The sequence below is a fragment of the Paenibacillus chondroitinus NBRC 15376 genome, assembly GCF_004000765.1.
Lineage (GTDB): Bacteria > Bacillota > Bacilli > Paenibacillales > NBRC-103111 > Paenibacillus_E > Paenibacillus_E chondroitinus.
The window spans coordinates 75,084-89,280 of the sequence record NZ_BILW01000010.1; the positions used below are offsets into that span (position 1 = coordinate 75,084).

General features: G+C 50.6%; 10 protein-coding genes. 1 reads left to right on the plus strand and 9 read right to left on the minus strand.

Going from position 1 to position 14,197, the window contains the following annotated elements; translation table 11 throughout:
* Window positions 1-13 precede the first annotated feature (13 nt).
* The gene (locus PCH02S_RS13880) at window positions 14-1,909 is read right to left on the minus strand and encodes a heparinase II/III domain-containing protein (RefSeq protein ID WP_127453935.1); all 1,896 of its coding nucleotides are present in this window, start codon (window positions 1,907-1,909) and stop codon (window positions 14-16) included.
* Between the two features lie 238 nt (window positions 1,910-2,147).
* On the opposite strand from PCH02S_RS13880, the gene PCH02S_RS13885 reads away from it, so the two are divergent.
* A complete protein-coding gene (locus tag PCH02S_RS13885) occupies window positions 2,148-3,377 on the plus strand; it encodes an MFS transporter (protein WP_127453937.1) in 1,230 nt (409 codons plus the stop codon).
* Window positions 3,378-3,710: 333 nt separating this feature from the next.
* Here PCH02S_RS13885 and PCH02S_RS13890 read toward each other — a convergent pair whose 3' ends face one another.
* From PCH02S_RS13890 to PCH02S_RS13925, 8 genes are all read right to left on the minus strand, one after another.
* On the minus strand, window positions 3,711-6,953 hold the full coding sequence (locus PCH02S_RS13890; RefSeq protein WP_164819564.1) for an Ig-like domain-containing protein: 3,243 nt from the start codon (window positions 6,951-6,953) through the stop codon (window positions 3,711-3,713).
* Window positions 6,954-7,086: 133 nt separating this feature from the next.
* Complete coding sequence (locus tag PCH02S_RS13895; RefSeq protein WP_127453941.1) at window positions 7,087-7,698, minus strand: flavin reductase family protein; 612 nt, start codon at window positions 7,696-7,698, stop codon at window positions 7,087-7,089.
* 25 nt (window positions 7,699-7,723) lie between these two features.
* Window positions 7,724-8,332 (minus strand): alpha/beta hydrolase, encoded by a 609-nt coding sequence (locus PCH02S_RS13900; protein WP_127453943.1) that lies wholly within the window; start codon window positions 8,330-8,332, stop codon window positions 7,724-7,726.
* Window positions 8,329-9,282 carry a ring-cleaving dioxygenase gene (locus PCH02S_RS13905; RefSeq protein ID WP_127453945.1) on the minus strand — a complete coding sequence of 318 codons (954 nt, stop codon included), beginning with the start codon at window positions 9,280-9,282 and terminating at the stop codon, window positions 8,329-8,331. The genes PCH02S_RS13900 and PCH02S_RS13905 overlap by 4 nt, the downstream gene beginning before the upstream one ends.
* Window positions 9,283-9,352: 70 nt before the next feature.
* On the minus strand, window positions 9,353-9,754 hold the full coding sequence (locus PCH02S_RS13910; protein ID WP_127453947.1) for a DoxX family protein: 402 nt from the start codon (window positions 9,752-9,754) through the stop codon (window positions 9,353-9,355).
* 97 nt (window positions 9,755-9,851) lie between these two features.
* A complete protein-coding gene (locus tag PCH02S_RS13915) occupies window positions 9,852-10,295 on the minus strand; it encodes a MarR family winged helix-turn-helix transcriptional regulator (protein WP_127453949.1) in 444 nt (147 codons plus the stop codon).
* Between the two features lie 229 nt (window positions 10,296-10,524).
* A complete protein-coding gene (locus tag PCH02S_RS13920; protein WP_127453951.1) occupies window positions 10,525-12,273 on the minus strand; it encodes an ABC transporter ATP-binding protein in 1,749 nt (582 codons plus the stop codon).
* A 22-nt stretch (window positions 12,274-12,295) separates the two neighbouring features.
* Window positions 12,296-14,038 carry an ABC transporter ATP-binding protein gene (locus PCH02S_RS13925; RefSeq protein WP_127453953.1) on the minus strand — a complete coding sequence of 581 codons (1,743 nt, stop codon included), beginning with the start codon at window positions 14,036-14,038 and terminating at the stop codon, window positions 12,296-12,298.
* Window positions 14,039-14,197: the final 159 nt, after the last annotated feature.

Genomic DNA, 14,197 nt, shown 5'->3' on the forward strand with positions numbered 1-14,197 from the left:
TCCTAAGTTAATTTTATTGAAAGGCAAATCTAAACACGGCATGAACTTTGAGGTTAGAATCGGACAACACGCCCGGCTTCAACTTGAAATCAAGCGCATAACATGTCTCCGGCTGATCAAAATGATTCACGTGATGGAGAGTCTCGACCTCCCAATCAAACAGGTCCATTTCATAAGATACAAAAACCCGTGCTTGTGCCGATGCCGCTATTAAAATCCGCCCATCCTCCGCTTGCTGCGGGCGATGCCATGCCACGAACCGCTCCACGACGGTTGTTGGGGCTTGCGCGAATTCATAGCTGTCCGTCACCTCTAGAGTTGGCGGCTCTGTTTTATGCCAAATAAATCGACGTACAAGCTCATTAAGCTTTTCAATCCCATAGGCGCTGGATATTTCTAATGCGAAATCATCCTGCTCCCCATTGCTGCTATACTCCAGCACCTCTGCCCGATGCTCCGCCCCAGCCTGTTGAAACAAGCCGTCAATGATCGGTACAGAGTGGCTCTGCGAGCCGTTGCACAAGATTTCATAACGCTCCGGTCCAAAATATTTTCGCGAATATTGCCCGCTCCCCAGATCCGGAAGCAGCGTTTCGCCTTGCGCATACAGGATGAAATGTCCGATGTCATTATGATTATGCGGTTCATTGTTATGCCCGCCTTTGGCCGCGAAAACATAAGCGCCCTGCTCTTGAAGCTGCCTGGACACCAGCCACTGGGCATCCGGCAAATAGTAAGCCGCCGTTCGCCAAGCGCTTCCCTCCACTTCCTCTAAAGACCAGAGCAAATTCCTTAACGCAGGCGCCCATCTGCTGCAGTGATCATCACGGAAACCTGCACGCAGCGACAGCTCGGGATGCTCAATCTCCGGATAAAGCTGCTTCAGGTAGCCGCTTAATCCCATGAAAATCCCCGCCTCCCCTTGCGAGTCGGAAAAATTCACAACCTTCCTCCCATGGAGGAAGCTTTTTTGCTGGAACAAGGCTACCTGCCGCACCTTGTCCGCCTGAAACCAATTGACGGCGCCGCCGGTACGCCGCAAGATCAAATCAGCGGCATAGGTAAAGTAGCCGAAGCCGTACTGCCAATACATGTACCCTTCGGTACATGCTCCGTCTTCTTCGAAGCCGCTGAGGTACGAAGCGAGCGCGGGAAAAGCTCGCTCCAGCACCGCTGCGAGCTCGTCCTCGTCCTGCAGCGTGTAAATCGCTGCAGCAGCAATGGAGCCTCCGCAGACAGAGGCCCAGTTGTGAGTCGCGGTCTCCCAGTGGCTGGGAGCCTGCGTCACAAAGGGCCGCAGAATGCGGCGCAGCACTTCTTCGCGAATGCGTACGCGGAGAAGTTGCGGAAGCGCGTCGCTGAGCAGCGCGCTGATTTCGCTGAGCGCGAAGGCGGTCTCCGCCGCGAAGAGATCAATGGTGAACGACTCCGCGGAGCGGTTCACAAGCCCTTCTGCTGCATATTGCGACTCTTCCGCAGACCTCATTTCCGGCCCATGCAAAATATGCGCAGGCAAACACCATGTATACTCATCCAAAATGGACGAAATTGTATCAGAAAGCGCATCCAAATAAGGGCTGTCCGCCTCATCTAACCAAGCTAATAAACCAAATGTCGTCAATCGGTTGCGACGGCGGAAATACACAAGCTCATATTCCCTTCGAGAGCCAGTTGTGGAGAATAAACGAAACAGGGAATACGTCAATGCCGGTATCGTTTCCTGCAAAAGCTTGTCCCCTTCATCTCGGATCTCCTGGATCAGCTGTTTGCTTTCCTTGCCTTGCAGTAAACGGGCCTTTACTTGCAGAGGCGTTTCATCCTGAAACAACAGCTGTGAAGGGGTACTCGACGCAGCTAGCAGGGCTGCTTTTACATTTTCCAAGTTCAAGTTGTCTACAGATATACTCATCGTAATTCGACCCACTTTCCCATGTCATGTGAAGGCGGTTGGCCTTCCGTCCGAGCAGACTTCCTGGATCTTACCATTTACAAGCTACATATCTTTCATTATAAAGAATTAGAGGCCATTCGTTAGCCTGTTATTTTGACTTTTTTGACTATTATCTTGACCTGTTTGGGCCTATGGCGCAACATGGTAGAGAGATAGATACAGAGACTAGACTTTACCGGAGAGGTTGGACAGAAAAATGAGTCATCAAACCGTACAAGGAACCGATGCTCCCAAAGGGCGGTTTCCGATTTCCCTGCTTTCTTTAACCGCTGGCGCCTTTGCCATTGGCATGACGGAGTTTGTGATTATGGGCCTTTTGCCCAATGTTGCGGAAGACTTGCATATCACCATCTCACAAGCCGGCCAGCTCATCACGAGCTATGCCATGGGTGTGGCGATCGGTGCTCCGATTCTCGCTTTGTTCACAAACAAACTGCCGCAAAAGCTGTTGTTATGCCTGTTAATGGGTGTGTTCATCCTAGGCAACGCCATCAGCGTCATCGCACCCAACTATGCCATCTTGATGGGCGCTCGCATTGTGACAGCGCTAGCGCACGGGACGTTCTTCGGCGTAGGCGGCGTTATCGCCGTGCATCTGGTTCGCCCGGATCGACGGGCGGCGGCCATCTCCATTATGATGGCCGGTCTCACGATCGCCAATATTATGGGCGTTCCATTTGGCACTTTCATCGGACAGCAGCTCGGCTGGCGTGCCTCGTTCGGTGCGATTGTGCTGATGGGCATTGTTTCGCTTATCGGCATTATCTTTTTAATCCCGCGCGTGAAGCAGGAGAAAAGCGCAGGTATTCTTCAGCAGTTCCGTGCTTTAACGCAGCCTAAGCTGCTGTTGATGCTGCTCATGGGTGCGCTGGGCAGCGGGAGCTTGTTCACCGTTTTCACGTATATCACACCGCTGCTGGAACAAGTGACAGGCTTCTCGGAACATCGTGTTGCGTGGATTCTCGTTCTTTTCGGCTTTGGTGTCACCTTCGGCAATATCATTGGCGGCAAGCTTGCCGACTGGAAGCTCATGCCGGCATTGCTGGGTAATTACGCGGCTTTGGCCCTCATTCTTATTATTTTTAATATCACGGTTCATCTGCCCGTTGCTGCTGTTATCACTATTTTCGTCTGGGGCGCGGCTGCTTTCGGCATTCTGCCGGGGCTCCAGCTGCGCATTATGACGATGGCGAAGGACGCGCCTATGCTGGCTTCGACCTCTAATCATTCGGCGAATAATCTCGGCAATGCCAGCGGCGCCTTTATCGGCGGGTGGGTCATTACTCATATGGGGCTGACCTATCTCCCTTGGGCTGGGGCTTTGCTACCTGTGCTAGGGTTGCTGATCGGCTTCGTCAGCTATGGGTTGGAGCGGAAAGAGCAGCGTGCAAGTGCAACCCCAGATGGGCAAAAACTAGTCGGGTAACTCGTAGGTTCGCAGGACAAACCTGACCCTCAAATCGCGGACTCCAGTTCCCTTTGACGACAGGTTCGTGTTAGACAAACAAGCGGAGGGAACTATGGTACGCTATTTAAACCAAAAAAAAGCTAATTAGTCCGGAAAGGGAACCCTGTGCCGCTATTTCGCTGTATTACTCTGATTTTCTGGCTTTAGCGGGCAAATAAAACCCTGTAGTTCCGCTAGCACTTTGTATATCGTCAAATGTGCCTGCATAGCGGCCCCCAGTTCCCACCGGCGGTCGGAGAACAACAAAAGGCATACCCACCAGAAGTTACTACTGAGGGTATGCCTTTTCTGTTATGGCCGCTGCGATTCCGCGGTAACCGGCTCAATTAACTTCAATAACGCGATGACGTCCGCTTTATCGAACGTTCTATTGCCATCCATATCGTAGCGCAATGGCGTCACGGCGAGAACGTTGGTAATATCCCAAAGCTTCTCCCCTTTTTGATAAAAGAGGGACACGATACGTTCGGTCGAAGCTGTACCGTCCAAGCTCACTACTTTGACTTGGAATCGGTTCAGTCCTTCCACGAAAGTAACAGGTTCACTCTGTCCGTTCGCCACTGCAATGGCTGCGCCCAGCTCGCCGCTCTGCGGATCCATTCGCTTCAGCGTGGTGCTAGTGCCCTCTTCCGAAGATGCTGCATGAAAGATAAACGCCGGGCTAGCGCCATGAACAACAGCTGCGGTCCACGACGTGGTCGTTGGCAGCATTTTGCCATAGTCATCACTCGTGAGCACAAGCTGCGCCAAAGCAGGCTGCACAACAACAGTTACTGCTTGGGACTCCGTGCCGTCCGTGATGCCGCTTCTTTCGTACAGCGCTGTGAATCGGTGTGTACCGGAGCTCACACCTGTTAAGCTAATTTCGGCGTTTCCGTACACGTCTGTCGTTACCCTCGCTAGTTCAGTACCGTACTCTCTCAATGAAATGTAGCCGGGTTGATTCAGGTCACCAATCAAGTTCCCTACAGATACGGAGAATTGAATAGCTTCCCCAAGCTGAAAAATGCCACTCGGATGATTCAAAATGAGTACAGTCCCCTGTGTATTGGGTTTGATGATTTGGGTGATCGGGGCTGAAATCCGCTCCTCGTGCACCGAATCAGGAACGTATGCGGCTTGAATGGCGTATGTGCCGGGCAGCAACGCTGAAGATGTCATTGCAGCAGTCCCTGTAGCGTCAAGATCTATTGGAGTATCCAGCAAATTGCCGCCGCTAAAAACAATATGGCCGCCAGGGATTTGCGATTCTCCATTCGTATTCGTCACGTGAGCAGTAAATGTAATTGGACTTCCGTAATAAACAGCCTCCGTTACTGAAGCGGTAACCACGACGGTAACAGGGATCGGCTTGATCTGCAAGCTGCTGCTCGTTGACACCCCGTCAAGATGCTCGTCATCCCCCAAGTAGTTGGCGAGGACGGTGTGCGTGCCAACGGCAAGCTGCTCAGTCTCCCAAGTCGCTGTCCCGTTCGTCAGCGTCATAGCCCCCGGCCAATTGCTGAAGCCATCTGTACCCGAAAGTGTGACCGTCCCCGTAGGGACAGAACTTCCGCTACCTGCGTTAGCTACCTGCACGTTTATGCTAACCTTGTGCCCGTAGATGCTTTCTCCCACTTGCGGCGTCACAGACAGATGAACCGTAACCGGCGCTTTGGAAACCGGCTGGGTGATTGACTGTGAAACACTCGTGACATGATTGCTATCACCGCTATATTCCGCCGTAATGACGAGATCGCCAACCGGTAGATCATGAGTGGTAAGTACCGCAGAGCCGTTGTTGTCTAGTGAGATCGGTACTTGCAAGCTTTCACCGTTATTTTTGAACGTAACCGTACCTGTAGGTTTGATATTAGGATTACTTGTATTTATGACCTGCGCCGTTAAAGTCGTCGTTTCACCAACAGAAATCCCGCCCGATGACGACAGGGTTGTTGATGTGCTTGCTTTGTTTACCGTATGCCCAATTGCAGTTGCTAGACTAACCGCATGGTTGGCATCTCCGCCATACTCCGCTTTAAACGAGTGGGATCCCGCCGATAAAAGATTCGGCATCGTCCAATCAGCCGTTCCTGCATTTAGTGTCGCGGTACCCAAGGTGGTTGCACCATCTTTGAATGTTACGGTACCACCTGGCATAATCGAGCTGCCATTTGTATTCGCCACGGTTGCCGTTAACTTCAATGGAGTCCCGTAGGTGGAAGCCGCGTCCGTCGCTCCTGTAACCGTCAATGTGGAAGACGTAGGAATCAGATTAATCGTCACTGGCGTGGAGCTTGAACTATTCGCAGTATGGGTCAGACTTCCTCCGTAACTCGCTGTAATCGAATGGGATCCCACATCCAAATTGGAGGCCGTCCAGGTTGCCGTTCCCGAATTCAACGTCGCTGTGCCCAGCACTGTCGAACCGTCCTTAAACGTCACGGTACCCGTCGGTGAAAAAATGCTTGCCTGCCCATTCGTCACGGTTGCCGTTAACGTTACCGAATTCCCGTAAGTTGTACTTCCCGGACTGGCGCTAACCGTCACTACGGTCGGTATCCCTAGCACGGATTGCGACAAACTGCTTGACGTACTGTTTAGGTGCTGCCCATCACCATCATAAGTAGCCGTAACCGAGTACCCGCTAACCGGCAACGACGACGTTGTGAAGCTGGCAACACCACTTCCGTTGACACTCACAGTGCCCAGGACATTGCTGCCTTCTTTAAAAGTAACCGTCCCTCCCGGCATAACCGTACTGCCGCCTGTGTTGGTGACTGTCGCCGTGAAGGTGATCGGCTCGCCGACGTAAATGAATCCGGCATTCGAGCTTAACGTCGTATTGGTTTGAATCTTAGACACCGTATGTACAAAGCTAGACGTCTTTGCACCATGTATACCGTCACTGCTTGAATAATTAGCTGTTATCGTATGTTCACCGACGGCTAGACCGGAGAAAGACATGGCCGTGTAAGCGTTGAAGTTTTCAAGCTCTCCCCAAGTTCGTGTCGTGAGTACATTATCTTGGCCGACAAGTGTAACTGTTTTATCGACTTTATTTACTGTGATTGCTGTCACGTAACGATTTTCCGAAAAGTCCCAGGACTTTACCAGATTGTTATTCGCATCAAAGGCATACAAATACACATAGAAATTGTTATTGGTATCGCTGTACGCCCAGTAATCAAGCCCACCCCACTGAATCACAGGGCAGTCCGAACAAGTTAATTTTTTGCCAGACTGCACCGGAGCAAGCCCAGCACTTTTATAAACAACCTCCGGCTCTGAAGCAACAAGCTCCAGCGGTCCCCCGATCAGTGTGCTCCCATCGTAGAACGTTACGTTCCCAGTTGGGGTAGAACCGTTCGCTGCACGATCCGCCACAACCGAAGTTAATGGCACCGACTCTCCATAAATGGACGAAGCCGGGCCTGTTATCACTTGTTCCACTGTTGTAGATGCATAAGCTGCGGGCTGGTAAAAGTTAACCAGCAACGCGACCATTAGAACTGCGCCAATCCAACGCAGCTTATTCCCATTTTTCCGTTTCACTATCATTCCTCCGCCCTGCGTAACTCTAGTAAGTATACTAAATTTATCGGGTTTCCGGTGCATAAAATGAATAGAAAAAAGCCATCTGCCCCCATCAACCAGCGGGTACAAATGGCTTTTCTCGCCCCATGCGTCAAACAGGACGCTCGATCTCAAACTGCTCTCCCAATTTTGCATAGGAGTTGCCGGCCAACCGGCTAACAGGCCTCAATTTCTGAGCATCAATATGGCCTTTGTCGTACAGCTCATTGGCGATGTGAAAATGCACCACCCGGCCGATCAGCAAATCCGCAGAAGGAGAGTCTTCCGTCCCCCCAAGCGGTATGGCCCGCTCAAGAACACATTCCATCCGAATGCTTGCTTCCGCGATGCCCGGTACAGCTATCTTCACACTAGGAACAGGTGTCAGGCCAGCTAACACCACTTCGCTTTCATCAGACGGCAGTGCAGCTGCCGTTTGATTGATTTCATTGACATATGACTCGTCAGAGATATGAACAACGAACTCCCCTTTGGCGATGGCATTACGCGATGTATCTTTGCGTTCGCCCTGTCGCCGCTGCACCGACACGGCGATCATCGGCGGGTCCGCCGTCACAATCGTGAAGTAACTGAACGGTGCGGCATTAAGGACGTCCTCTGTCGAAAGAGTCGTGACAAAGGCGATAGGTCTGGGAATAATACTGCCGATCAGCAGCTTGTAATTCTCCCGTTCGGTCTGATTCGAAGGGTCGATGGCGATCACAGACATCACCCCTTTTCTTAATTATTTAAGTTAAATTTGCCTTAAACCAAGTTCCCGCTGCATCAACTTCCGAACGAGTCAATTGATGTCCGGCATTTTCCCAATGGACTTCGATTTCGGCCCCCGCCTCGCCTAGCAGCTTCTGCAGCTCCTCGGTCTCTTCCGGCGAGCAGATCGGATCATTGCGGCCCGCCCCGATAAAGATGGGAGTGTCCGTCAAATCCGGAAGCTGGATGCCGCGCCGCGGCACCATCGGATGATGCAGGATCGCGCCACGGAGCGCATCCGGGTAGTGGAACAACAGGCTGCCCGCAATATTGGCGCCATTGGAGTAGCCGATGGCCACCATATTTCGGCGGTCAAAACCATGCTCTACGGCAGCTTCGTCTAAGAAGTCGTTCAGCTCTTTGGTGCGGAAGATGAGGTCCTCCTCATCGAAAATACCTTCCGCAAGTCGGCGGAAGAACCGCGGCATCCCATTCTCAAGCACATTACCTCTGATGCTTAAGACGGATGAAGCCGGGGAGATAGCTTGGGCCAGCGGCAAAAGATCGCGCTCGGTGCCGCCGGTCCCGTGCAAGAGCACGAGCACCGGAGCCGTTACGTCTGTTCCTTGTTGGAAAATATGTCTCATTGTCTGTTCCCCTCCAATTCACGCACCGCGATCGGCGGCAGGTTGCGCTCGATTTGGGCACGGTTCGCTTCGAACCATTCCGGCAGCATGATTTTCTCGCCAAGCGCCTCAGGAGCTTCGTCTCTTGCGAAACCTGGAGGATCTGTCGCGATTTCGAACAGAATGCCGCCTTCTTCACGGAAGTAGATCGCGTTAAAATATTGACGGTCTACAATCGGCGTAGGGTGGTACCCGCTGTTCTGCACATGATTTCTCCATAGTTCATGCTCAGCATCATCTTTTGCCCGCCATGCGATGTGGTGGACCGTACCCGCTCCGCCTGCTCCATATGGCATTGGATTCACAAGAATGTCGATGATATTCCCAATATCGCCAAAGGATTTGAATCGGGCATAAGCACCTTCTTGCCCAACTTTCTCAAGCCCCATAACCTGCTCGAGCAGCTGCGATGTTTTGTCCGGAGCCGTACTGTAGAGAATAGCACCACCGAAGCCTTTGATCGCTTTGTCTGCAGGAACGCCGCCAAATGACCATGTGCTAGGAGCTCCTTGCTCACGCTCAACGATTTCCAATTTCAAGCCGTCGTGATCTTCGAATTGCAGATAGGTCTCATGGAATCTTTCTGTTTTCTCAAAGGATACGCCGAATTGGTTCAGACGTGCTTCCCAGAAGGCAAGACTGCCTGCAGGGACCGCATATGTCGTGATACCTACTTGGCCGCCGCCGATACGCCCTTTGCGGGAACCGGCCCAAGGGAAGAATGTGATGATGGTCCCTGGACTACCGTGCTCATCGCCGAAATAGAGATGGTACACTTCAGGTGCGTCGAAGTTGATTGTTTTTTTGACCAGACGTAATCCCAGAATACCCGCGTAGAAATCTACAGTTCCTTGTGCGCTTTGAACGAAAGCTGTTATATGGTGAATACCTGCTGTTTGTTGTTTTGTCATTTGAAAACACTCCTCTTTATTAGTTTAATCCGTTAGTTTTAGTTATGTCCTGCCCTTTGAAGAAAGAATCTTAGAATAATAATGCATCAATGGAGTAGGCGCCAGCGCCGGTTAGTGCTACACCTATAACAACTACAAGCAGCAGTAAATTGTACTCGTAACCGCCTGATGTGTTCCAGTAGCCGTTTTTGCCATGCACTTTGGCAATCGCCATCACCATCGTCAATGCAATCAGCAAGGAAGCAAACACAGTGCCCAAGCCCGCGGCGAACAATAAACCGCCTGCAAACTCCATCAGACCAGCCAGAACCGCCATTGCGACGCCAGGCTTAATGCCAATGGACTCCATCCAACCGCCCGTTCCTTTCGGACCGTAACCCCCGAACCAGCCAAACAATTTCTGAGAGCCATGGGCCATGAAGCTGAGCCCCACTACCAAGCGAATCAACAACAATCCTAATGCGATACTCATCACGATCATCTCCATTTCAAATTTAAGAATCTTTAATTTAAGATATTTGGTAAAAGGTAAAGTAGTTACGCCTCATCTTTGAGGACAAACTACTTCTCTATTTGAAACCGTCTTGGGCGAACTTGCCGAGCTTTTTTAACAATTGACTAGCCATCCTTTTCTCTTCGGCAGTCAGTCCAGCCACAGCGTTCTCAATCACTTCGATATGCTTAGGAAAAACTTCTTCAATAAACTGCTTGCCCTTAACCGTAATTTCCGCAAAAACAAGTCTTCGGTCTTCCGTGGATGTCCGGCGTACAACAAACTCTTTCTTCTCCAGCTTATCGACCACGTAGGTGATATTTCCACTGCTCATCAGCACTTTGGAGCCGATTTGTTGGATAGGCTGTGCCCCTTTGTGATATAGAAGCTCCAGTACGCCGAATTCGGTCCGGTTTAATCCATGCTTGCGGATGTCGCGGTCGCCGTGTGCATTGACCCACTCACTTGCTCTGGAAAGTGCGATGTAGAGATCCAAGGAATCATTTCGCATTTCGCTCATTAGGTTCACCTCATTTCGTTGTTGTTTTTGTTTGTGCTTCATGTCTTGATTTAAAGATACTTTAATTTAAGATAAATGTCAACACCTGTTTTTAAAATTTGTTGTTTGATGGACGGCTCACCCTACTCTAACGGACTCCGATGCTGCTATTCTTCTAATTAGCTCCATGCTCCACCACTTTGACAACAGACACCCCCTCTTCCTAAGAAAGAGGGGGCTTATACCATTCCTAACCCACCACAGCCGACTCGCCCTTCTGCAGCTGGTACATCTTCGCGTACCGGCCATTCAGCGCCATCAGCTCATCGTGATTGCCGCGCTCTGCGATCTCCCCGCGGTGCAGCACAAGAATCTGATCCGCATCCCGGATCGTAGACAGTCTGTGCGCGATGACGAGTGTCGTGCGCCCTTCGCTGACAACCTTCAGCGCCTGCTGGATCAGCCCTTCGGTCTCGCTGTCGATGCTCGCTGTCGCTTCGTCCAATATAAGGATGGACGGGTCGAAGGCGAGCGCTCGCGCGAAGGAGATGAGCTGCCGCTGTCCGGAGGACAACGTGCTGCCCCGCTCCACAACCTGCTCATCATAACCATGAGGCAGCTGCTCGATGAAAGGTGCTGCGCCGACATCTTTCAGTGCGCTTTTAACCCGATCGATCGAAATCTCCTCATTATAGAGGCTTACATTAAACTTAATATCCCCTGCAAATAAGAATGGATCCTGCAGCACGATGCCCATATGTTTCCGCAGCGCCTGCTTGGACATCGACCGGATGTCACGCCCATCTATAGTGATACTGCCTTCATTGGGTTCATAAAAACCAAGCAGCAGGTTCATAATCGAGCTTTTGCCCGAGCCTGTATGGCCAACAAGAGCGATCGTTTCCCCTTTGCGAGCCTCGAAGGAGATTTGTTTCAGTACATTTTCCCCTTCTTTGTAGGCAAAGGTCACTTGATCAAACTTCACAATTCCTTCCGGACGGCTCACCTTATCTGTTTTCTCAACATCCTGACCTTCCATATCCATGATAGCGAACACTTTATCTGCGGATACAAAGGCCCTTTGCGCATTCGTCAGCTGATCGAAAATCCCGATAATCGGTTGAAAAATCCGCCCCAGATAATCGATAAACGCATAAAACACCCCAAAGGAAATAGCCGCTTGCAAAGACTCCCGGCCAAAATACCAAATGACCATGGCCGTCACCAAGCTCCCGATAGTACCTACAATGTTACGGGAGGACAAGGAAAAAACGCGGAACTGCTTCAATTGGTTCACATAACGGTCCTGATTCAACACTTCAAATTCGTCCAAAGTCACCTTCTCGCGGCGAAAAGCCTGAATAATCGGCATGACGACGATCGATTCGTTAATCATTGCGTTCATGTCACTAAGCCTTGCACGCATGATGGTGATGAACACTTTGGAATATTTCAAGTGAATCTTCATAATGAGAGCGAAAATTGGCGGCAGCACCAAACAATACACAGCCAAGTGCCAATCCAGAATAAATAAGGCGACGAAAATCCCGATAAGCTGCATCGTACTGACGACAAACGTCGCCATGAAGCTCATGAATAAGTCGCGTATCGCCTCCGTATCGTTGGCAATTCTCGACACCACCTGACCGATTGGCGTGTTGTCGAAATAACGAAGTGCGATGCGCTGGATGTGCTGCATTAAGTCCATACGCATGTTTTTGATGATTTGAAGCGCCGTGGACTGGAATAAATAAGCCTGAGAATAGTTGCAAATACTTGCTACTAAAAGCAGCCCCATATAGAGACCAATCAGTTTCAGCACAGAGGACATCTGACTTGTATCTACGGAAAGATGCTGGTCGATGATTGTTTTTGTAATGTAGGGTCCTGCAAGTTCGGCGCTTACCGCACAACATAAAATGAGCAGCGCACCGATAATCCTGAATTTATAGACAAGCGCGTATGAGACGAGCCTTCTTGCCGTTGATGGTTGATTCATCGTGTTCCCCTCCCTTCTGCCATTATTCATCTAAACTTGCTTCCATCTGCTGACGGTCCCACTGTTCCCGGTACCAACCGCCAAACTGCATCAGCTGTTCGTGTGTTCCTTCTTCAATAATCCGTCCCTCGTCCAGAACGAGAATCCAATTCGCATGGCTTACCGCGGATAACCGATGGGTCGAGATCAATGTCGTTTTACCTGCCCGCTCCTTGCGGATATTCTGCAGGATGCGGCTTTCCGTCCGGGCATCTACCGCGGATAAGGAGTCATCCAGCAGAAGGATCTCGGAATCGATGAGCAGGGCTCTGGCAATCGCCAAGCGCTGCTTCTGCCCGCCAGACAACATGACGCCGTTCTCACCGACGATGGTAGCAAGACCTTCCGGCATTTGCTCAATATCCTGGGTAAAAGATGCCATCTCGACCGCTCTAGCAATCTCATCTGCGGGAGCGTCATGTTTGCCGAGCGCGATGTTGTCGCGGATCGACTTGGACAGCAGCAAATGCTCCTGCGGAACATAGGCAACCCAACTTTTCACCCGATCAATCGCGATTTGCTCAATCGGTACATCGGAGATCAACAGCTTCTCAGGAGGGATTGGGTACTGCCGCAGCAGCTGCTTGAGCAGCGTGCTTTTGCCGCTTCCCGTACGGCCTACAATGCCTAAGGTTTGGCCCCGCACCAGCTCGAAAGACACATGTACCAGGCTTGGGTGATTTGCAGTCGGATAAGTAAAGCTGAGATCCTTCATTTCGATCCGATTAGGCACACTCACCGCTACCGGATTATCCACATCTACGATATCAGCTTTCTGTGTCAGGGCCGTATCCAGTCGGTCAGCGGAGGCGCTGCCGCGCTGCAAGACATTAATAAACTCGCCAAAGGAAATCATCGGCCAAATCAGCATCCCCAGATAAATGTTGAACGAAACGAGCTGCCCCAGTGAAATCTCATGATGAAACACCAGATAAGAACCATATCCGATTCCAATGGAATAACTCAAGCCTACAATGAGGGAAGTTAACGGCTGAAAAAGCGCATTGAGCATCGATACGCGCTTGTTCTTATTCATCACTTCGGATGTGACTTGATCAAAGGCTTTTAGATCATGATCTTCCTGTACATACGATCGAATTACGCGAATGCCTGAAATCGATTCCAGTGCATGATCGTTCATTTTGCCGAAGGAAGCTTGTGCCGCGAGGAAGCGCACTCTCACCTTTTGACCCAATTTACTGATCACAAAAGCTAGGAATGGCAGCGGAATCAGCGCCGCAATCATCAATTTAAAAGAGATGAGGGAAACCATCATGACAATAACAACCGTTGCCCCTACTAACGTGGACACCAGCGTCATTACGCCATACCCCGATGTTTGACCGATCGCCAGCACGTCATTCGTTGCCAGCGCCATTAGCTGGCCTGTGCTGTTGCGTTGAAAGAACGCCGGCGTCATTTTCGACAAATGTGCAAGCAAGCGGCCGCGAAGCACCTTTTCAACCAAAGCCGAGTTGCCGAATAACGTCGTGATCCACACATACGCCATTATGTATAGCAGCACAGCAAGGCCTATAAGCAAAAGGACCGTATGGTTGAGCGCAGTAGCGGACAAATTCCCGCTGCGGATATGGTCAATTGTATTTCCTATCATTTTAGGCGGGATAGTCGTCAATAAATTGACACCTACTAACAGACCGATCGCCAGCGCATAATATTTCCATCTTTCTTTGAAAAACCACTGAAGCTTGATGATAAAAGACAAGAATTCCACCTCTTTCCATTGTTACACACATAAATTGATTCTATAGTTTCGCTCGAATGAAGTCCATGAGGAAGTTCGATTTAATCAAACTTTCCTGTGCCTGCAACATTTTGGAAATTTTTTTATGTAAGAAGGGCAACCTAAGGACAACTCTACATC